The sequence below is a fragment of the Mucilaginibacter sp. genome (assembly GCF_965277465.1).
Lineage (GTDB): Bacteria > Bacteroidota > Bacteroidia > Sphingobacteriales > Sphingobacteriaceae > Mucilaginibacter.
On sequence record NZ_CBDICW010000001.1, the window covers coordinates 2,249,222 to 2,271,528 of the forward strand.

Annotated in this window: 10 protein-coding genes and 1 pseudogene; 9 read left to right on the forward strand and 2 right to left on the reverse strand. The window is 41.9% G+C overall.

The genetic code is table 11. The features are described from left to right. Positions 1 to 186 precede the first annotated feature (186 nt). From ACQY4U_RS10225 to ACQY4U_RS10260, 8 genes and pseudogenes are all read left to right on the forward strand, one after another. Positions 187 to 3,362 (forward strand): annotated as a pseudogene (locus ACQY4U_RS10225) (carboxypeptidase-like regulatory domain-containing protein); the annotation flags it as partial. A 28-nt stretch (positions 3,363 to 3,390) separates the two neighbouring features. Continuing rightward, on the forward strand, positions 3,391 to 5,091 hold the full coding sequence (locus tag ACQY4U_RS10230) for a RagB/SusD family nutrient uptake outer membrane protein (protein ID WP_428329299.1): 1,701 nt from the start codon (positions 3,391 to 3,393) through the stop codon (positions 5,089 to 5,091). Positions 5,092 to 5,488: 397 nt separating this feature from the next. Continuing rightward, positions 5,489 to 9,661 carry a hybrid sensor histidine kinase/response regulator transcription factor gene (locus ACQY4U_RS10235; RefSeq protein WP_428329300.1) on the forward strand — a complete coding sequence of 1,391 codons (4,173 nt, stop codon included), beginning with the start codon at positions 5,489 to 5,491 and terminating at the stop codon, positions 9,659 to 9,661. Positions 9,662 to 9,701: 40 nt separating this feature from the next. Then, on the forward strand, positions 9,702 to 11,063 hold the full coding sequence (locus ACQY4U_RS10240; RefSeq protein WP_428329301.1) for a glycoside hydrolase family 27 protein: 1,362 nt from the start codon (positions 9,702 to 9,704) through the stop codon (positions 11,061 to 11,063). 60 nt (positions 11,064 to 11,123) lie between these two features. Then, a complete protein-coding gene (locus ACQY4U_RS10245) occupies positions 11,124 to 13,589 on the forward strand; it encodes a glycoside hydrolase family 95 protein (protein ID WP_428329302.1) in 2,466 nt (821 codons plus the stop codon). A gap of 387 nt (positions 13,590 to 13,976) precedes the next feature. Next, on the forward strand, positions 13,977 to 16,388 hold the full coding sequence (locus ACQY4U_RS10250; RefSeq protein WP_428329303.1) for a TIM-barrel domain-containing protein: 2,412 nt from the start codon (positions 13,977 to 13,979) through the stop codon (positions 16,386 to 16,388). A gap of 20 nt (positions 16,389 to 16,408) precedes the next feature. Next, a complete protein-coding gene (gene galA / locus ACQY4U_RS10255) occupies positions 16,409 to 19,312 on the forward strand; it encodes a beta-galactosidase GalA (RefSeq protein WP_428329304.1) in 2,904 nt (967 codons plus the stop codon). A 153-nt stretch (positions 19,313 to 19,465) separates the two neighbouring features. Continuing rightward, a complete protein-coding gene (locus tag ACQY4U_RS10260; protein WP_428329305.1) occupies positions 19,466 to 20,245 on the forward strand; it encodes an HAD-IIA family hydrolase in 780 nt (259 codons plus the stop codon). Positions 20,246 to 20,249: 4 nt separating this feature from the next. Here the strand turns inward: ACQY4U_RS10260 and ACQY4U_RS10265 are convergent, their stop codons facing one another. After that, positions 20,250 to 20,723, reverse strand: coding sequence for a lipocalin family protein (locus ACQY4U_RS10265; RefSeq protein WP_428329306.1), 474 nt, complete (start codon positions 20,721 to 20,723; stop codon positions 20,250 to 20,252). A gap of 160 nt (positions 20,724 to 20,883) precedes the next feature. Between ACQY4U_RS10265 and ACQY4U_RS10270 the strand changes: the two genes are divergently transcribed. Next, on the forward strand, positions 20,884 to 21,741 hold the full coding sequence (locus ACQY4U_RS10270; protein ID WP_428329307.1) for an alpha/beta fold hydrolase: 858 nt from the start codon (positions 20,884 to 20,886) through the stop codon (positions 21,739 to 21,741). 45 nt (positions 21,742 to 21,786) lie between these two features. Here ACQY4U_RS10270 and ACQY4U_RS10275 read toward each other — a convergent pair whose 3' ends face one another. Then, positions 21,787 to 22,293, reverse strand: a complete 507-nt coding sequence (locus ACQY4U_RS10275) for a DUF3347 domain-containing protein (protein ID WP_428329308.1) — start codon at positions 22,291 to 22,293, stop codon at positions 21,787 to 21,789. Positions 22,294 to 22,307: the final 14 nt, after the last annotated feature.

The window sequence follows — 22,307 nt, forward strand, 5'->3', positions numbered from 1 at the left end:
ACCATTTTAACAAAAGTTTTACTGAAAAACCCTAAGCGCGAAGCATTTACTGTTACCTGTGCTTTTACCTGTAAACCAACCAGTTTTCTATTAATAAACCAATCAATTAAACAATTTAAATCTAAATAGATTCAAATGAAGAAAGATGTACTTTTTAACAATTTAAGTAGCTGCAAAAGGTCAATAATGATCCTTTTGTTGTCTATCTGCACCTGCTATGCCTCGTTTGCGCAAACACGGCAAATTACAGGCAAGGTAACTGCGGCCTCCGACGGCCAAACCCTGCCCGGCGTTAGCATCACTATTAAAGGAACCTCAACCGGCGTAACTGCCGATGCAAACGGCGCCTTTAAATTATCAGTTCAGCCAAATGCAACGTTGGTGTTTAGCTTTTTGGGGTATGTAAACCAGGAAGTAGTAGTTGGCAGCGGCAGTGTTTACAATGTAAAACTGGCAGCAACCGTAAATAACTTAAACGAGGTTGTAGTAGTATCGGTAGGGTACGGAACTACCAAGCGTACCGATCTAACCGGTTCAATCAGCTCAATAAGCGCTGCACAGATAGCTAAAGTACCCGTAACATCGTTAGATCAGGCTTTACAGGGCCGTGCCGCAGGTGTACAGGTTACTAATAATGATGGCGCCCCGGGCAACAGCGTTAGTGTAGTAATCAGGGTATTGGTAGCCTTGCCAGTAACGATCCTTTGTATGTGGTTGATGGCTACCCTATTTCGGGCGGGCTAAACAATATTAACCCTAATGATATTGCTACTATTGATGTGTTGAAAGATGCATCGGCCACTGCCATTTATGGGGTAAGGGCTGCAAATGGTGTAGTTATTATCACTACCAAAAAAGGTAAAAAAGATGGTGTGCAGGTTTCTTTGGATGCCTATTCGTCTTTTCAGTCTAAACCAAAAGAATACAAGGTGTTAAATGCACAGCAATGGGCAACTTTAGCTAACGAAGACAAGGCAACAGAAGGAAACTTCCAGGAATTACCAGAATGGAGCAACCCGGCGGCCTTAACAAATGTAGACTGGCAGAACGCCGTTTATCGTTCAGGCTTAAAACAGGATTATAACCTGGCCATAAGAGGCGGCGACGAAAAAGTGCAGTCGGCCTTTTCTGCCGGTTATTACGATCAAAAGGGGATAGTTTTAGGATCTTACTTTAAAAGGTTAAACCTTGGTTTTAATATTGATTACAAGATCAGTAACTGGTTAAAATCATCATCAAGCGCCAAATATTCAAGGCAGGATCAGAATAATCCGTTCGGTACAGGCTCATTACAGCAATTAACTGAGCTTATCCCAACCATAACCGGTAATAAGCTAACCAATCAAATTAAAAGCGGCAGTAATTACGGTTTCTATAACCCGGTAAATATTTATACCAAAAGCTGGGGTAACCCGGTTTATAATATCGAAACCAACGATTATAAAAACCTGAACAACTACTTTTTAGGCAGCACATCGTTAGAGGCTACTATTTTTGACGGTTTTAAAATTAAAACCAATGCCGGTGTAAACATCAGCGATTTTTCGGGCTATTATTTTCAGCCAGAGGATGACCGCTCCAGTGATCAATACGGTTTGGGCGGCCCAACACAGTTAAGCGTGTATTCGCAAAGTGCCAATAATACGTTCGAATATCTTTGGGAAAATACCTTATCGTACGATAAAACGTTCGGCAAGCACACCATCAGTTTTGTAGGTGGTGTATCTGAACAGCAAAATACTTTCAGGCAGATAGGCGGCAGCGGAAATGATCTGCCAAGTAATGCCATCAGAGACTTGGGTCAGGTTTCAAACCTAACGGCTTATGGTAACCAGCAAACGTATTCACTGGCTTCGCAATTTGCAAGGCTGAGCTATAAATACGATAATAAATACATCATAACCGGTACAGTAAGGCGAGATGGATCATCTAAATTTGATCAGGGCCATCAATATGGTGTATTCCCTTCGGGCGCAATCGCGTGGAAAGCAAAAGAAGAATCATTTTTAAAGAATGTAGATTGGTTGTCTGACCTGAAATTCAGGGGCAGTTATGGCGAGGTTGGTAACCAGGGTTCTATCGGCCTGTTCCAGTACGCAGCCTTGTATTCATCAGGTGGCCCGGCAAGCTCTGGCAGTAACTATGGTTATGCCTTTGGCAAAAATGGTTCAACCGGGGCAATTTACCAGGGTGGTATTGCACCAACCCAGCCCGAAAATCCTAACCTTAAATGGGAAACGGATCAGCAAACAGATATAGGTATGGATGCTTCCTTTTTACATGGCGAGCTTACCTTAACTGTTGATTATTACAATAAAAAATCAAAGGACTTTTTATTAAATCTTCCTGCATCGGCACAAACTGGCTTTAGCCAACCTTTGGCGCAAAATGTGGGGAGTATTGATAATAAAGGCTTTGAGTTTGCAGCCAACTACAACCATACCGTAAATGATTTTAAGTTTGGTGTAGGTTTATCCATCACAACGGTGAGCAATAAGCTGTTGAGCATCAACAAAAACACCACTTTTATAAACAACCTGATTACCTTAGGCGGTTTAAATGCTGATGGATGGGGCGCGTTCAGCCAAACCAACATTGGCCAGCCGGTAGGTGAGTTTTATGGTTACAAATCATTAGGCATATTCCAAACTCAGGCACAAATTAATGCTTTAAACACAAAAGCTGCGGCACTGCACCCAAGCAATCCATATTACCAAAATTCAACTACCCAGCCGGGAGACCGTTACTATGCTGATGTAAACGGCGACGGACAGGTTACGGCATCAGACAGGACAAGCTTAGGCAGCCCTATCCCTAAATTTTATGGCGGCTTAAACTTGGATCTATCTTACAAGGCATTTGATTTTAACGCTTTCTTTTACGGTACTTACGGCAACAAGATATTTAACTACCAGGAGCGCACTTTAGAAAGTTTCCAGGCACCGGGATTTGTTGGTGTTGAAAATGTTAGCGAGCAGTATTACCAAAACCACTGGACGCCTACCAACCCGTCAAACCGTTATGCAAGGGTTACCTATAACGATGATGTTAGCGGTAACAACGTACCTTCAAGCGTATATGTTGAAAACGGAAGCTACCTGCGTTTAAGGAATGTTACGTTAGGCTATACTTTACCTGCCGATCTGTTGAAAAGATTTTCAATAACCAGGGTAAGGTTATATGTATCGGCTCAAAACCTGTTCACTATCACCAAATACTCAGGGCTTGATCCCGAAATTGGAAATGCAACAGGTACAAACGTAGCAACCGGTGCTTCACAATCAAGTGCAACTGCATCAGGTATTGACGAAGGTACTTACCCTTCCTCTAAATTTTATACCCTTGGTTTAAACGTAACGTTTTAAAAAAGACTGATAAAAAATTAACGATATGAAACTTAACAGAAAAAATATATCCATAATAGGTTTGATTATGGGCGTGATAATACCCCTGAGTTGTAAAAAGGGCTTCCTGAACCAAACAGATACTACGCAAACCACAGCAAGTGCATTTTTTACCAAAGCATCTGACGGTGTGGCGCTTGTAAACGGAATTTATGATACTTTCCAAAATGCCGATCTGCTGAAAAAATCAATCTGGTACTATGCCAATTTCCAGACCCATGATTTTTTTAACTGGGGGAATGACCGGTCGTACAATATTTTTGCTATCCCGGCAGATTTCTCGCCGATAGAGGTTTTCTGGACACGCGCCTATGTAGGTATTGCCAGGGCTAACTCTGCGCTCCCTATTATTGCCGAAATGAAAGCAAAAGGAATCTTAACACAAGCCTTAGCTGATCGTTTAACCGGTGAAACTTATTTTTTACGCGGCATGACCTATTATTACCTTGCAGCCAGTTTCGGCGGGGTACCATTGGAGTTAAAAGCAACCAGCACGGGTTTAAACCCAAGGAGCACACAGGATCAGGTTTTTCAGCAGGTTGAATCAGATCTGAAAGCAGCAGTAACCTTACTACCCTGGAAAACAGACCTGCCAAGCACCGAAATTGGTAGGGCTACCAAAGGCGCAGCACTTGGATATTTAGGTGCGGCACAAATGTGGCTTAAGGATTATGCAGGTGCTTTGGCATCATTTAACCAGTTACCGGGTAAATATTCATTACTGCCCGATTTTGAGTCGGTTAATGAATATGATCACCAAAACAGTGACGAATCTCTTTTTGAAGTTCAGTTTGATGTTGCCGGAACACAAAGCTGGGGTGCAGGTAATGAAGTTGCCTGGATCTCGGATTTTAGCTGGCCCGAAGAAGTATCAAACTTTGGTTATGATTATGCCAACCCCGGATTATATCTTTCCTATCAAGCAGGCGATAAACGTAAGCTGGCTACAGTAATTGGCCCCGGTGATCAAAATATAAGCCCTGGTATTATTGGCAGGGGCGGTATAGCTGGTTATCCGTTGGTACAATCAGGCTTTACCAATAAAGATCCGCGTTATATTGGTGATGATGGTAAAATTATAAATACTTGTGGTACACTTACCAAACCGTGGTATGGATCAGACAAAGGCCGTACAGGTTATTATTGCGCAAAAATGTGGAGGGATCCTACGCTTGATGCAAACTCAGGTAACTCTACAATTTTTGGTGCACAAAACCAGATCCTGTTACGTTATGCCGAAGTATTGTTAGATAAGGCTGAGTGCCAGATCAGAACCGGTGATGTTGCAGGCGGTTTAGCTTCCCTTAAATTAGTCAGAGACCGTGCATGGGGAGGTACATCACCCGCAGTTATGCAGGATGGTGCTAACTATGATGGTTCTGCAGCATCTCCAATAACTGATCCTTTACAAATGGTTTACAGCGAATACAGGCATGAACTATCAGGCGAATATTCTGTGTTTTATGATTTGCGCAGGGCAGGTGTAGCTGCTGCCTTTATTAAAAAGGCTTATGGCACGGTTGATAACAGCACCAACCAGATACCTAATCCGGCTGGCCCAACTGCCGATGGTGCTTTGCATGGTTTGTATAATACATCATTGCCTGCTGGCCGTGATCTTTATCCAATTCCACAGGTTGAGTTAGGGCTTAATCCAAACCTGGTTCAAAACCCGGCTTACCAATAAACCTTATTATATTTATTACTTAAAAGTCCCCGGTTTTATACACCGGGGACTTTTTTTGTTAGGATATTTGGTAGCTATGAGCCTCTTTTTAGCTTTATAAACAGCCCTGCATTTGTAACATTTGTTATATTATATTTAACATTTGTTTTATCGCTGTATCGCATAAAATCAATAATTTTACTTCGTGCATCTCTTGCCAACCCAATAATAAACCTATTTGTACAACAGTTTTTGGTTGACATTGCATTTATAAACACGTACAGGATTTTTATTATTTATAACAATTTTAGTTATAGTTGATATGCAGCTGTAATTTATTACTGTTAATATTACAATTATTCTGTAATTTTAATGATGCATTTTCATGTATAATGTAATTAATGCCAATTATTAAATTATGGGGTTTAAGGTTTACTTAACTTTTATAGTAGCTATTTTTATGCAGCAGGTTTTGTTTGCGCAAACCGATGTATATAAATTTTCGCACCTTGATATAACCAACGGCCTGTCTGACAACCAGGTTAATTGCATTTTTAAGGACGATAAAGGCTTTATGTGGTTTGGTACCACATCGGGATTGAACCGCTACGATGGCTATAAGTTCAGGATTTTTAAGCACGATGCTCAAAACTCCGCTTCCTTAGGCGAAAACAATGTAACAAGCATTAACCAGGGACCCGAAAATAAGCTGTGGATATTTACACACAGCGCAATCAGTATTTATAATGCAGCTACCGAAACATTCTCCCGCAATATTACTGCCCAGCTTGCCGCTTATAACATTCCCGCCAGTCAAATAAAATCGGTTAAAAAAGATCAGCAGGGTAATTTCTGGTTCCTCACCGAAGGCAAGGGGCTTTATTGCTATAATACCGCAACCCGTACCACAGCTTTTTATAACAGTTCTTCAAAATCAAAAGTGGCGCTGTACTCAAACTACGTGGTTGATATAATTGGCGGTCAACACAATATGTACTGGCTTATTTATAACGATGGCACAATTGATCAGTTAAATACCCTTACCAATAGAATTTTATTCAGATACTCGGGCTTCACTAATGCAGTTGGGGTTAAACTACCATATTTTAACCTTACTGCCGATAACAAAGGCAACCTTTGGATCTACTCAAACGGTAAACCTATAGGTGTTTATTGCTATAATAGGTCTGCTAATTCATTAATACATTTCAGTAAGGATCTGCCGGTTAACAAGCTTAATTCAAACATCATTAACAGTATAGTACAGGCTGATGATAATAAAATTTGGATAGGTACTGATCACGGCGGAATCAATGTGGTTGATCCTATAACCAACAAGATTAGCTATGTGATGAACAAAGAGGATGACCCTAAATCATTAAGCGGTAACAGCATATTTTTATTTAAGGATAATACAGGCATTATTTGGGCCGGTACATTTAAGCAGGGTGCCAATTATTATCATACAGGTATTATGCAGTTTCCGCTTAACAGGCATTTTACTACGGATAAAAGAAGCCTTCCTTATGATGATGTGGATTGTTTTGCAGAAGATGAGCTGGGCAATTTATGGATAGGTACAAACGGTGGTGGGTTAATATACTTTAACAGGGTAGCCAATACCTATACGCAATATAAGCACGATGCGGCAAATCCTTCAAGCCTTTCTAATGATATTGTAGTGCGTCTACGGTTAGACCATGAGCATAAGTTATGGATAGGCATGTATTTTGGTGGTTTAGACCGGTTTGATGGTAAACAGTTTACACATTACCGGCACAATGATAAAATACCGGGTAGCTTATCAGATGATAGGGTGTATAGCATCCTGGAAGATTCAAAAAACAACATTTGGGTAGGCACTTTTACCGGGGGATTGAATATTTATGATCCTAAGCATAATAATTTTCTTCACCCTCAATATGGGTTAAGTAGCTATTACACCTCAACCGTATATGAAGATACGCAGCATAATATTTGGGTAGGCAGGGATCAGGGTGTTGATGTAATTGAAAATAATACCCACAAAGTTAAGCACTATTATAATAAGCCCAAAGATGCTAACAGCCTTGTGGCCAATGATGTAAATACCATTATTCAGGATAGCCGGGGGCTGATGTGGATAGGTACAAAAGATGGCTTGAGCATCCTGAACCCCAAAACAGATCAATTTTTAACAGCTAATGATGGTTTCAGCTTTCCATCAAGCAATATATCTAACATCCTGGAGGATAATTACGGGCAGTTATGGGTAAGTACCAATAACGGCCTTGCCAATATCAGGCTGACCCAAAGCGGCGGTAAATACCAGTTCCAGGTAAATAATTTTAACGAGTTTGATGGCTTGCAGGGCAGGGGATTTAACATGAACGCTGCCTTTAAAATGAAGAACGGCCTTTTAATGTTCGGTGGTGCCCACGGCTTTAACTTATTTGACCCGGGGGTTATCAATACATTTAAACCGAAGCAAAATTTAGTTTTTACAGATTTTCAGCTGTTTAATAAAAGCGTTGTGGTTGGTGATGCGGTTAAAGGGAAGCCTATCCTGGAAAGATCCATCTCCGAAACAAAAAGCATCACCCTGAACCATAACCAAAATGTTTTCAGCATTGAGTTTGCTGCCTGCGATTATTTTAATCCGGATAAAATAAAATACCAGTACACATTAGATGGGTTTGATAAAGGCTGGATCAATGCACCAAGCACCGACCGTAAAGCCATATATACCAACCTTGATGGGGGCGACTACCTGTTTAAAGTCCGCGCTAAAAATGCGAACGATGCGGCTTACGGTAATATAATTATGCTTAAAATTAAAGTGCTGCCCCCTTTTTGGAAAACTACCTGGGCTTATTTATCCTATTTGGTTTTAGCGTTTGGTTTGGTTCTTTATCTAAGGCATCGCGGCATTGTTAAGCTGCAAAAACAATTTGAATTAAGGCAGGATAAAATAGAGGCCGAACGGAAGATTGAAAATGAGCGTGAGGAGGCCCGGCGCATGCACCAGCTTGATTTGATGAAGATCAAATTTTTCACCAATGTGAGCCATGAGTTCAGGACACCTTTATCACTTATCCTGTCGCCAATTGATGACCTGATTAAGGTGACGGATAAACCCGAACAGCAGCAACGCCTGGTAATGATTAAACGGAACGGTAAACGCCTGCTCAATTTGGTTAACCAGTTGCTTGATTTCCGTAAAATGGAATACAATGAGCTTAAGCTTTGTTTAAGCAAAGGTGATATTGTTAAGTTTATAAAAGAAGTTTCCTCTTCGTTCACGGATGTGGCGCACCAAAAACAAATTGAATATCTTTTTGAGAGCGAAGTATCCTCTTTCGTTACTGATTTTGACCAGGATAAAATAGAGCGGATACTTTTTAACCTGCTTTCAAACGCGTTTAAATTTACACCGTCGGGCGGGCATATCAGTGTTATGCTGAGCCTTTCGGCAGCGGATGCAGCGGCACAACAGCAAAAAACACTGGATATCAGAATAATTGATACAGGCATAGGAATACCGAAAGAAAAGCAGGAAAAGATCTTTGAACGTTTCTTTCAGGATAGTATGCCCGAAAGTTTATTGAACCAGGGGAGTGGTATCGGCCTGTCAATCACCAAAGAATTTGTTAAAATGCACGGCGGGACGATCACTATTGAAAGCGAGCCCGATTATGGCAGCTGCTTTAGCGTTAGTATCCCGGTAGGTGAGCAATTTGAAGATCAGCAGGTAGATCTTCCGCAGCAGGACGAAGCCTTTGTTTATCCCGTTTTAAAAAGTGTGGATACTTCGCCAGGTGCAGCTAAAAAGCCGGCTATTTTATTGATTGAGGATAATGACGACCTGCGTTTTTATCTTAAGGATAACCTGAAACAAAGTTTCCATGTAATAGAAGCCGTAAATGGTAAGGACGGATGGCAAAAAGCGCTTGCTCTGCACCCAAAACTGATTGTAAGCGACATCAACATGCCCGAAATGAATGGCGTTGAGCTCTGCAAAAAAATAAAGGCAGATGAGCGCACCGCACAGATCCCCATTATTTTATTAACCGCCTTAACCGGGGAAAAGGAGCAGTTAGCTGGCCTTGACGGAGGAGCAAATGATTACATCATTAAGCCTTTTAACTTCGAAATCTTATTATCAAAGATCCACAACCTGCTACGGATGCAACAAACAATGAAAAAAACCTATCAGAAACAGATGGAAATTCAGGCTACAGATGTGGTGGTGGTATCGGAGGATGCAAAATTCCTTAAAAATGCTCTGGATTGTATAGAGCTTAATATCACCAACCCCAATTTTAGTGTGGAAGAGCTGAGTCGCCAGCTAAACCTGAGCCGGGTATCGCTTTATAAAAAACTATTAACGCTTACGGGTAAAACCCCTGTTGATTGTATCCGCACTATCCGTTTAAAACGGGCCGTGCAACTGTTGGAGAAAAGCAAGCTGAGCATAGCCAATATAGGTTACGAAGTTGGCTTTAACAATGCGGCTTATTTTGCCAAGGTATTTAAAGAGGAGTACGGCATTCTGCCGTCAGAATATATTAACGAAATGCGCAACCGGTTAAAAGAAGATCTGCTTGCCTAAAAGGCTTAGTGGCTTTTAAATAAAATATCCATCAATAAATATGAAGTACTTATACGCTTTTATTATTTTCTCATTCCTATCTGCTTATAATTTTTCATCGGCACAAAATGTGGCCCCAACCCCGCCAATGGGCTGGAACAGCTATAACTGTTATGGCTCGGCAGTGCATGAAGATGAGGTGAAGGCCAATGCCGATTACATGGCGCAAAATCTGAAGCAATATAACTGGCAATATGTGGTGGTTGATTTTTTATGGTCGTATGATAACCCGCCGGGGAGCAATATTGGCAACCCGTTTCAAAAAAGGCTGGATGATGGCTCCTATATTCCATGGCTTACTATGGATAAATGGGGGAGGCTAAGTCCGCAGCCAAATAAATTTCCATCTGCATTTGGCGGTAAAGGCTTTGGTCCGCTGGCAGCTTATGTGCATTCGCTGGGGCTTAAATTCGGGATCCATGTAATGCGCGGTATCCCTCGGCAGGCGGTATGGGCAAAATCACCCATAAAAGGAGCAAATGGAATAACGGCCGATATGGTTGCCGATACCAACTCAAAATGCCCCTGGATGAATCACATGTACGGGTTGGATATGAACAAGCCCGGTGCGCAGGAATACTTAAATTCTATTTTGGAGCTGTATGCTGGATGGGGTGTTGATTTTATCAAGGTAGATGACCTTTCAAGGCCATACAGCGAGCGTGAAGTTGCAGGCTATAAAAAGGCAATTGATAATTGTGGCAGGCCGATAGTATTGAGCCTTTCGCCGGGTGCTACGCCTGTAAAAGAAGAGGCCCACTTAATTCAAAATGCCAATATGTGGCGCATGGCCGATGATTTTTGGGATAACTGGAAAGAGATAATAGGAATGATGAACTATGCCGAACAATGGCAGGGAAAAGGCGGCAACGGCCACTGGCCCGATTGCGATATGATACAGATTGGCAAATTGTCAAAACGCGGCCCGGTTGGTCAGGAGCGTTTCAGCAGGTTTACGGAAGATGAAGAATATACGCACATGACTTTTTGGAGTATATTCCGCTCGCCGTTAATGCTTGGAGGGAATTTACCCGAAAACAGGCCATTTGAACTGCAACTGTTTAACAACAGCGAAGTGATAGCCGTAAACCAGCAAGGTGAAGACCCGCGCGAACTTTATAAAAAAGATGGTAACGTGGTTTGGTATTCGCACGTGCAGGGCCGCAAAGATATTTATGTGGCCATGTTTAATTTAAATGAGCAGGCAAGTGATGTTGCGGTATCCTTTGCTGCATTAGGCCTGAAAGGAAAAGTAAGCGTAAGAGATCTTTGGAAAAAACAGGATATAGGTACTTTTAAGCAGGCTTATCACCAGCAGGTTAATAAGCACGGGGCGGCATTGTTTAAACTGTCTGTAAAATAATAATATATAACATATACATACTTCTTTAATATAATCTACAAAAAACCTACTTTCATTTTTATGATCAAAAAGCTTTTTATCCTGCTTATCTGTTTACTTCCGCTTAGCGTTTTTTGTCAGCCTGGTTTACGTTTATGGTACAAAAAACCGGCAAAAGTCTGGACGGATGCTTTACCCGTTGGCAATGGTCGCTTGGGTGCAATGGTATTTGGCGGTGTAAAGCAGGAGCTAATCCAGCTAAATGAAGCTACCTTGTGGACAGGCGGCCCGGTACGAACCAACGTAAACCCCGATGCCTATGCCAATTTATTGCTGGCCCGCGAAGCGCTTTTTAAAAATGAAGATTATGCAAAGGCCAATGAGTACACCAAAAAGATGCAGGGTTATTATTCTGAATCGTATTTACCCTTAGGCGATCTGACCATTACGCACAATTTTAAAGATACCGTTACCTCGGCCTACTTTCGCGATCTGAATATCAGGGATGCTATTTCAACCACTCGTTTTACAATTGATGGGATAACTTTCACCAGTCAGGTAATCAGCTCAGCGCCCGATCAGGTAATCGTGATCCATTTTACAGCGAGCAGGGCAGGGGCATTAAACTTTAAAATAGGTGCTGCGAGCCAGTTACGAAACCACATCACCGTATTATCGCCACAGGGGATAGTTATGAAAGGCAAAGCGCCGGCGCATAACGAGCCTAATTATGTTGATTCATCAAACCCTATCCAATGGTATGATAGTGCAGGCTGCAAAGGTATGCGTTTTGAATTACAGGTAAAAGCGATAAATAAAGGTGGCAAAGTAAGCGCCGATACCACCGGGATCACGGTGAAAAATGCAACCGAGGTAACTGTATTTTTATCGGCAGCCACCAGCTTTAACGGTTTTGACAAATGCCCTGTAGCTGACGGGAAGGACGAAAATGCATTAGCCACAAATTATTTAAATAATGCAGCACAAAAAAACTGGGCCACTTTATTGACCCGCCATTTTGCCGATTATCACAAATACTTTAACAGGGTATCATTTACATTGGCAACACCAGCCGTTAACCAAAATGCTATGCTGCCAACGGATGAGCGCCTGTTGGGCTATACCAACGGTGCTAAAGATCCGGATCTGGAAACACTTTATTTTCAGTACAGCAGGTATTTGCTTATTTCCAGCTCGCGTACCAAAGGTGTGCCTGCTAATTTACAGGGCATCTGGAACAAGGAGATGCGTCCGCCGTGGAGTTCAAACTATACCACTAATATTAACGTGCAAATGAACTATTGGCCGGCAGAGGTCGCTAATCTTTCAGAAATGCACATGCCTTTAATTGATTTTATTAAAAATGCGGCCGTTACAGGCAGGGTTACCGCTAAGGAGTTTTACCATGTAAGAGGATGGGCCGTTCATCATAACAGCGATATTTGGGCACTTTCAAACCCGGTTGGTGATAAAGGACAGGGCGACCCAATGTGGGCCAACTGGACAATGGGATCGCCCTGGCTCTCGCAGCATTTATGGTGGCATTACCAGTATACAAAAGATAAAAAGTACTTGAAAGAGGTGGCTTACCCGCTGATGAAAGGCGCTGCCGAGTTTTGTGAAGACTGGCTGGTGCAGGATAAGGATGGCTACCTGGTAACTGCCCCGTCAGTATCGCCCGAGAATAGATTTATTGATGATAAAGGAAAGGTTGGCAGCGTTTCAATAGCAACTACGATGGATATGTCCATCATACGCGATCTGTTTACTAACCTGATAGATGCCGCTAATGAATTGAATGCAGATAAAGATTTTCGCGATACCATTATTGCAAAAAGGGCTAAATTATATCCTTTCCACATCGGTAAAAAAGGAAACCTGCAGGAGTGGTATAAGGATTGGGAAGATGTAGAACCGCATCACCGCCATGTTTCGCAGTTATTCGGCCTTTTTCCGGGTAGCCAGATCTCCCCAATAGGTACACCTGCATTAGCCGCCGCTGCAAAAAAAACGCTCGAACTTAGGGGCGATGAAGGTACAGGCTGGAGCCTTGCATGGAAGATAAACTTTTGGGCGCGCCTGCTTGATGGTAACCACAGCTATAAAATGCTGAAAGATCTGTTAAGGGTAACAGGCCAGGTAGGTACCAATTACCGCAGCGGCGGCGGCTCATACATCAACCTGTTTGACGCGCACCCGCCATTTCAAATTGATGGTAACTTCGGCGGATTATCGGGCATGGCCGAAATGCTTTTACAAAGCCAGAATAATGAAATATACCTGTTACCTGCACTGCCGGACGCCTGGGCAAGCGGACAGATCTCGGGCCTGAAAGCACGCGGCAATTTTGAAGTATGCATCACCTGGAAAAACAAAAAGTTAAACAAGGCTTACATCCTGGCCCTGGTTGGTGGTAAGTGCAGTATCCGTACAAATGAGCCAATTAAAATTACCGGGCAGGTAACCAAATCTACCAAAACTGCCAATGGCTATTTAACTAATTTTATTACCCAAAAAGGAATCAGGTACAACATTACCGGCGTATAAATTTATATAAAAACAAAACAGCAACTTGCTTAAAAATTAAGCAATATTGACTGTTGCTGTAGTAAATAATCCAATACATCAATTATGGGCTTGTTTACTACCAGCCTTAACCTTATAATAAACATTTGTATTATATTTATTATTATTTCTGTTATCCGTTTTTAAAAAAGCAGGGTAGTTTTAGCCTTGTGCTATAATCATAATTGCACAAAACCATTATAAATACATCCGCTCCATATAATCTGCTTTATTATTTAGCCTGATTTTTTTGGACGGGAAAATAAGTTAACAATTACCGGATGGTTCATAAATCATTATCCGTTTTAGGGTCAATCGGTATTTGGATAAAAAAATGCAAAGTTTATAACTACGAATAATATACAGGTAATGAAAATACACTTCCAAAAGTTCCTTATTTTAAAATGGGCTGTTGTTTTACTAATCAGCCTTAGTTCTTTACAATTTAGCATAGCATCGGTATTATCGTATACTAAAAATGCAGATGGAGTTACCTTTAAGTTAGATAAGGGTTTAATGAATATCAGGATTTGTAAGGCCGATATTATTGAAGTAAAATATACCATATTTGATGCCTTCCCTGCTAAAAACTCCTTAGTGGTAAATAATACCTGGGCTGTAAAATCACCTTTTACGGTAACCGAACATGGCGGGATGATCATTGTTTCGACAGCGAAGCTCAATATCAGCATCAATAAAACTACCAATGCTATTACTTATACCGATAAAAGCGGCAGGGTAATAACTTCCGAAGCATCAGAAAACAAAACCATGAATGCTGTAACCATTGCCGGAATTGCCACCTATAACTGTAATACAACTTTCAAATCTCCGGTTGATGAGGCCCTGTTTGGTTTAGGCTGCCACCCGGAAGATACCTTATCCATCAATTACAAAGGCCGCAACCAGGATATGGTGATCAAATACATGACGGGGGCTATCCCGGTTATGTTATCAACCAAAGGTTATGGTTTGTTATGGGATAACTATTCGGCATCAAATTTTTATGGCGCCGAGGCTAATAACAGCCAATATAAATATGTATCAGAAAGCGGTAAAATGGTTGATTACTACTTTTTTTACGGCCCCGGCTTTGATCATATTATTGATTTATACCGTACAGCTACCGGCAAGGCACCCATGTTCCCTAAATGGGCATTCGGTTTGTTCCAGTCGCAGGATAAATATAATACCCAGGCCGAAATATTAAGCGTTAAGGACGGTTACCGCAATAACCATATCCCGGTTGATGCCGTGGTGCAGGATTGGTATTGGTGGTCGCCGTTGCCAATCGGCTCGCATGTAATGAACCACGACAGGTATCCCGATCCAAAAGCATTAACCGATGAGCTGCACAAAGCCAACCTGCATGCCATGATCTCGATATGGCCCGTATTTGGCAGCGGAACCAATAACTTTAATGCGCTAAAAGACAAAGGCTATTTAACCAGCATTACCTGGGATAACTTTGTTACCCATACTTTTGATACTTATTACGATGCACATAACCCCAAAGCAAGGGATCTGTATTGGGAACAGGCCCGCGATAGCGTAGTGAAACGCTATGGCTGGGATGCCTGGTGGGTTGACCAATGCGAACCTGATAACGGCAGCCTGCTTGATGAGCGCCGTAAAAGCGATTTTTCGATAGGGAAGGGGATTGATTATTTTAATACCTATTCCCTGGAACATACCAAGGGCCTTTATAAGGGCTGGCGTAAGGATATTGATGGCAAGCGTGCTTTCTTTTTAGTAAGGCAGGCATTTGCCGGGCAGCAGCGCAATTCGGCTACCTTATGGTCGTCTGATATTACTACAACTTTCCGTGCTTTAAAGTCACAGGTGCCTCAGGGTATCAATGCCTGCATATCCGGCATTCCTTACTGGACATCAGATATTGGCGGCTACCTTTCAAGAACCTCGCCTGACGGGATCCCGAACTGGTCTGAGCCGCAATACCGCGAGCTGTTTACCCGCTGGTTTCAGTTCGGTACGTTTTGTCCAATCTTCCGGATTCACGGTAAAGGCGAAAGGGCGTTGTTCTCAAAAAACTGGGATGATAAAACCAAAGCCATTTTGTTAAGCTACGATAAGCTGCGTTACAGGCTTTTGCCCTATACCTACTCGTTGGTGGGCAAGGTTACACACGATAATTATACCATGATGCGTTCGCTGACGTTCGATTTCAGAAACGATAAAAATGTTTATGACATTGCCGATCAGTATATGTTTGGTCCTTCGTTTTTGGTTAACCCAGTAACCGAACAAATGTATACCGGCAAAAATGCAGGAACAGCGGTAAAAACCAGGAAGGTATACCTGCCCAAAACAAGTAATTGGTTCAATTTCTGGACGGGCGAAAGCCTTAACGGCGGCCAAACCATTGATGCCGAAGCACCGATTGAAACCATGCCGCTGTATGTTAAAGCAGGTTCAATTGTACCAATGGGCCAAAATATTGAATACGCTACGCAAAGCCCTGCCGGGGCAATTGAGCTACGCATTTATCCGGGCGCTAACGGCGAGTTCAAGTTTTATGAGGATGAGAACGATAATTACAATTATGAAAAAGGTTATTTCTCAACCTTCAGCTTTAAATGGAACGATAAGCTGCACCAGCTTACTATAACTGACAAAGCCGGGCATTTCCCGGGAATGCAGCAGCAACATACCTTTAACATTGTTATTGTGAAAAAGGGGCATGGTGCAAATGTCGGCATCAGCGAAAAGGCTGATAAAACCATCACTTATAAAGGCAAAGCACTAAGTGTAGTTATATAGGTAAATGATTATATTATAGTATGATGCCGAAAAAGTTAGTGCTCTTATTGTTTTGTATTGTTATTGCTAAATATTCATGGGCGCAGGGTGTAAGCCCAATAGCAGTAAGGGAACATTTGCTGATGGATTTCGACTGGCGCTTTACCTTTGGTCATCCATATGATACTAAAAAGGACTTTAACAACGGAACTGGCTATTTCTCCTATTTTGCCAAAGCAGGTTATGGTGATGGCGCAGCTGCCCCCGGTTTTGACGACCGGGCATGGCGAAAGCTTGATTTACCTCACGATTGGACCGTTGAGCTTGGCTTTAGTCCGCAGGCAAGCTTAAGTCATGGGTTTAAAGCTATTGGGCGCAACTTTCCGGATGTGAGTGTGGGCTGGTACCGCAAAACATTTAAAATCCCGGCATCAGATTTAGGCAGGCAAATTAGCATTGCTTTTGATGGTGTTTTCCGCAATTCAATAGTTTGGATAAACGGCCATTATTTGGGCACCGAACAAAGTGGCTACAATAGTTTTGAGTATAACATATCCGAATACCTGAATTATGGTGGGGAGAATGTTATAGCTGTTCGGGTTGATGCAACGATGGAAGAGGGCTGGTTTTATGAAGGGGCAGGCATCTATCGCCATACATGGCTTAATAAAACTGATCCGTTGCATATAGCTACTAATGGCACTTTTGTTACCACAAAGCTTAATGATGATAAAGCGTTGATAAGTGTAAATACCACTATAAACAATGATGGACGGCAAACGCGCAGTTTTACTGTTTTACAAACTATTATTAATGCCGATGGTAAAATCATTGCATCAGCCCAAAAAGAAAATATTACGCTTAGTGCTTTTAATACACAGGATGTAAAAAGTATTTTAACGGTTACTGATGCAAAACTATGGTCGATAGAAACACCCTATCTGCATAAGCTGCTCACCACTATTGAGGAGAATGGAAAAGTAATTGACCGTTATGAAACCAAGTTCGGTATCCGCACCATCAGGTTTGATGCTAACGAGGGCTTTTTTCTTAACGGGAAGCATGTTGAAATAAAAGGGACAAACAACCACCAGGATTTTGCCGGTGTTGGTACTGCCATGCCCGATGCTCTGCAGGATTTCCGCATCAGCACGCTGAAAAGTTTCGGCAGCAATGCTTACCGTTGCTCGCATAACCCGCCAACGCCCGAACTGCTGGAGGCCTGCGACAGGTTAGGGATGCTGGTTATTGTAGAGAACAGGCTGATGGGCACCTCGTCTACTCAATTAAATGATCTGAAAAAGCTTATCATCCGCGACAGGAACCATCCCAGCGTAATCAGCTGGTCGATAGGCAACGAGGAGTGGGCAATTGAAAACAACATTACAGGTGCGCGTATTGCCACTACCATGCAGGCCTTTGCTAAAAGTATTGATAGTACCCGCTATATAACTGCTGCATTTAGCGGTGGTATTGGAGCAGGCCTGTCAAACGTAATGGATGTAATGGGGTATAACTATGTGGTAAATAAAAATACTGATGAACATCACCAAAAGCATCCGGGACAGCTAAGCTGGGGTACAGAAGAGGGTTCAACAGTATCAACCCGTGGTGCTTATATTAATGATACTGCAAAACACCTGCGTGCTGCTTATGATGAACGGCAAAACGATAACTCATTAAGTATTGAGGAGGGCTGGAAGCATTATGCTGCGCGCCCATACCTGGCGGGGATGTATATATGGACGGGTTTTGATTACCGCGGAGAGCCTACACCTTTTGGCTGGCCATCTGTTGAGTCGTATTTCGGGATGGTGGATGCCTGTGGTTTTTTAAAGGATGATGCCTGGTACCTGAAATCGTGGTGGGGCAATCAACCTGTTGTACACCTGTTGCCGCACTGGAACTGGGCCGGCAAAGAAGGCCAGGTCATAAAAGTATGGGTGCACAGCAACTGCGATGAGGTTGAACTGTTCCTGAACAAAAAGAGCCTCGGTAAAAAAGTAATGCAAGCCAATAGTCATTTAGAATGGCAGGTAAAATATATCCCGGGCATGTTGGAAGCCATCGGTTATAAGAATGGCCGTAAAATAGCGGGTGATGTAGTTAAAACAACAGATGCCCCGGCGGCAATAGCTTTATCTGCTAATAAACCTTCAATCAATGCAGATAGGGAAGATCTTGCCATGATAACTGTACAGGTAAATGATAAAAATAAGCTGCGCGTGCCAATTGCCGATAATGATATTACATTTTCAATTACCGGCCCGGGTAAAATAATAGGTGTAGGCAATGGAAATAATACATCATTAGAACCGGACAGGTTTTTTGAAAGAATAAGTATTGCCCCTGTAAATAGTCTGAAAGAGAAAATAGTTGCTGAACCAGCTAAGGGAGCTGATTTTACTACCGCGGCTTACGATGATACTAATTGGGATAAAGCATTTAAGGACGAGCGAGATGAAGCTTTTGGGCAAAAAGTAAAATCAATTGTCTACCGGGGTAGTTTTATTTTGCCTGCAGATAAGGATAGTGCTGCTGTAACCTTCTTTTATAAAAGCCTCGGCAAGGTGCAGTCAGTGTATGTAAACGGTAAGGAATTGGGGCATAATTTACCGGCTGATGAAAAAGGAAATGTATTTAAGCTGGAAACATCATTAGTGCATCCGGGCATCAACAGTATTGCAATCATAGCGGTTCCGTTTACCAAAAAACATAGCTGGGATAATATCAATACAGATCCCGGATTGGTGCAGTTAGTTTACCCACCAGCTGCCTGGAAACGTAAATTATTTAATGGCCTGGCACAGGTAATTATCCAGTCGACCGGCCAACCTGGCGAAATTACATTGACCGCAACATCAGCAAGGGTAAAAAAGGCGGTGTTAAAAATCAATGCATTGCCATCTGCCAATCGCCCTGCTGTAGATTCAGCTGCTGAGTAAATATCTTCCCTGCTATGATGCTCAAAATTTAACGGCGGCTTCCTGTTAATAAAACATCAATTTTATCAGGATGGTCTTGTTTTAAATATCAGGCGCTTATCTTTGAAAATAGGGGCAGGATATTTTTGCTTGCCCAGCATTTATAAAAAAACTATGAAACACGGACTTTTGATAGATATGGACGGAGTGATCTACAGTGGTGAAACGCTGATAGAGGGTGCAGATAGATTTATTGCGAAATTATTAGAAACAAAAACCCCATTTGCTTTTATGACCAATAACAGCCAGCGTACCAGCCTTGAGGCCGTGCGCAAGCTAAAAAGGTTAGGTATTGAAGTAAAGGAAGAACATGTATACACCAGTGCTATGGCTACCGGAAAGTTTTTGGGTGACCAGGGCCCGGGCGGTACGGCTTATGTTTTGGGCGAAGGCGGTTTGTTAACAAGCCTGCATGAAAACGGCATTACATTAGTAGATAGCGACCCAGAATTTGTAGTGCTTGGAGAAGGTCGCAACTTTACCTTAGAGATGGTGCAGCGCGCCGTAGATATGATATTGGCGGGTGCTAAATTTATTACCACCAACCGTGACCCATCCCCCAAAAAACCGGGGTGGAATAACCTGGGGATTGCTGCTACTACAGCTATGATTGAGGAGGCTACCGGGCGCAAAGCTTTTGTTACCGGTAAACCAAGCCCGGTTATGATGCGGTCGGCACGGAAGTTTTTAGGGTTGGAAACTGCCGAAACAACCGTGGTAGGCGATACGATGGAAACAGATATACAGGGTGGTGTGCAAATGGGTTACAAAACCATATTGGTTTTATCCGGTATAGCCCAAAAAGAAGACCTGAGCCATTATGCCTTTAAACCCGACCTAATAGTAAGCTCGGTTGATAGCATTGAGTTTCCGCTTAAATGGTGGCCAAGCTAATAGCCTAAATTTGTTTGGTAACTTTCAGCTTTGATAAATCAAATCCTTTTTCTTTTAAGCGGGAAAGGATTTGGTTATACGTATGATCGTTCATTTTGGGGGTGCGGCAAAGTATCCACAGGTATTTTTTATTGGGGTTGCTTACTACGGCGTAGCTATAATCATTAGCCAGGTCAATTATCCAGTATTTGCCTTTAAAGGGCCAAAAAAACTGTACTTTAAGTTTGGCATTACCGGTGTTTTCTTCGACAAAGGCTTTACCTTTTATGCTGGAGAGCTTGCCGTTCACACTATCTTTATTACATTGGTTTTCAACTATTACATAGCCCTTATCGGTTAAAGTATAGTTAGCGGTTGTACAATTACAGTTTCTTTGAAACCACTGCGGGTAGGAAGCAATTTCATACCACTTTCCTGCGTATTTTTTTAAATCGACATGCTTAACGGTTTGCAGTGTTTGTGAGCTGGCTTTTGTCATAAAAAGTATTAAAATAAACAGGCTGAAAAGTTTGATCCTCATAAAATTGTGATTGCTTTTTAATAACACAAAACTGCTAATAATGTTGACGTTAAAGTATGTTAAATACCTTGCTTCATGCTTTTAAAATGGGAGATTTACATAAACTAAACCAACCGCCATGAAGTTATTCATTATCACTGCATTTTGTATCATCAGCAGTATTCAATTTTCCTGCGTTGCCCCTAACAAAACCAAACTGGTAAGGATTATGGATAAGGATGTAAATATTGCTTATACAGATACCAGCAAAGGCGATACTACGCTACTGTTTGTACACGGCTGGTGCATCAACAGATCGTACTGGGCAAACCAGGTAAATTATTTCAGTAAAAAGTACAGGGTGGTAACCATTGATCTGCCGGGATTCGGTCAATCGGGTAAAAACCGGAATGAGTGGAACATGGAGGCCTATAGCAGGGATGTGAATTGCGTTATCACACAGTTGCATCTTAAAAAAGTTATCCTCATCGGTCATTCAATGGCTGGCGATATTGTTTTACAGGCCGCTGCCAATGCAACTAAACAGGTAATAGGATTGGTTGGGGTTGATAATTTTAAAGGGGTTGGTGGCCCGATGCCAAGTAAAAAGGATACGGCAGATTATTTACAAGCTATTAACGAGCTGAAACATCATTTTAAAAAGGTATCCGTTCAGTATGTTACTTATGATCTGTTTTATAAAACTACACCCGATTCTATCAAAAAAAGGGTGCTTGCTGATGTGGCAAAGGCAGACTCTTCAATAGCCACCGCAGCTTTAATGATGAGCAATTTTGACGAAGTAAAAACGCTGATTGCTGCAAAGCAAAAGCTGTATCTTATTAACAGCGATATTCATAAAACAGATACTACGGGGCTTGCTAAAAATCATATTCCTTTTTTGGTAAAATATGTGCATGCTACGGGCCATTTCCCGATGATTGAAAAGCCGGCAGCATTTAATGCTGCACTTGGAGAGATCATCAAAGAAATATAATAAAAAGCCATCATGCCGAAACAAATTCAGCATGATGGCTTTTAATTATTTAGCTGCGGCTAATTTTTCTTTTGTTTGGCCGCATTCAATCATTTTATCGCCATAATAAGGGTTTTTGATCTTGGCAGTTTCACTAAGCCAGGTAGACTTTTTCATTGGGCAATATTGCTCATAAAGCGAGATAGTATTTAATTTTACGCCCTTTAAAAATGCATACATGTTTTTTGACAGGCTGGCAAAATGCTCCCTTTGATGATCTATCTTATCGGTTTCGCTGATATGCCTGCTATCAAACAACAGCATCTCTAAATTGGCCGATACAAACTTTTTTTGTGAACCGGATAATCCTTTATCCGGCTGCGCCGCTAAAAGCGAATACAACTCTTCGGCCTTAACTTTAGCTGTAGTGCTTTCGCCGGCCACCAGTGCATTTTTAATACCTAAATAAGCAGTGGTTATTTTATCAATATTATTTGTTGTGGACTGCGCTTTGGCAAACGGCATGCAAAATGCCATTGTTAATATCAGCAATAGTGATTTAATGGTTTTCATATTCTTATTGTTTT

What these genes read in the sequence shown, in the direction of transcription:
- ACQY4U_RS10265 (WP_428329306.1), bottom strand. Translation starts at nt 20,723, where the DNA reads ATGACAAAAGCCAGCTCACAAACACTGCAAACCGTTAAGCATGTCGAT.
- ACQY4U_RS10245 (WP_428329302.1), top strand. Translation starts at nt 11,124, where the DNA reads ATGATCAAAAAGCTTTTTATCCTGCTTATCTGTTTACTTCCGCTTAGC.
- ACQY4U_RS10270 (WP_428329307.1), top strand. Translation starts at nt 20,884, where the DNA reads ATGAAGTTATTCATTATCACTGCATTTTGTATCATCAGCAGTATTCAA.
- ACQY4U_RS10230 (WP_428329299.1), top strand. Translation starts at nt 3,391, where the DNA reads ATGAAACTTAACAGAAAAAATATATCCATAATAGGTTTGATTATGGGC.
- ACQY4U_RS10250 (WP_428329303.1), top strand. Translation starts at nt 13,977, where the DNA reads ATGAAAATACACTTCCAAAAGTTCCTTATTTTAAAATGGGCTGTTGTT.
- ACQY4U_RS10260 (WP_428329305.1), top strand. Translation starts at nt 19,466, where the DNA reads ATGAAACACGGACTTTTGATAGATATGGACGGAGTGATCTACAGTGGT.
- ACQY4U_RS10235 (WP_428329300.1), top strand. Translation starts at nt 5,489, where the DNA reads ATGGGGTTTAAGGTTTACTTAACTTTTATAGTAGCTATTTTTATGCAG.
- ACQY4U_RS10275 (WP_428329308.1), bottom strand. Translation starts at nt 22,293, where the DNA reads ATGAAAACCATTAAATCACTATTGCTGATATTAACAATGGCATTTTGC.
- ACQY4U_RS10240 (WP_428329301.1), top strand. Translation starts at nt 9,702, where the DNA reads ATGAAGTACTTATACGCTTTTATTATTTTCTCATTCCTATCTGCTTAT.
- galA (WP_428329304.1), top strand. Translation starts at nt 16,409, where the DNA reads ATGATGCCGAAAAAGTTAGTGCTCTTATTGTTTTGTATTGTTATTGCT.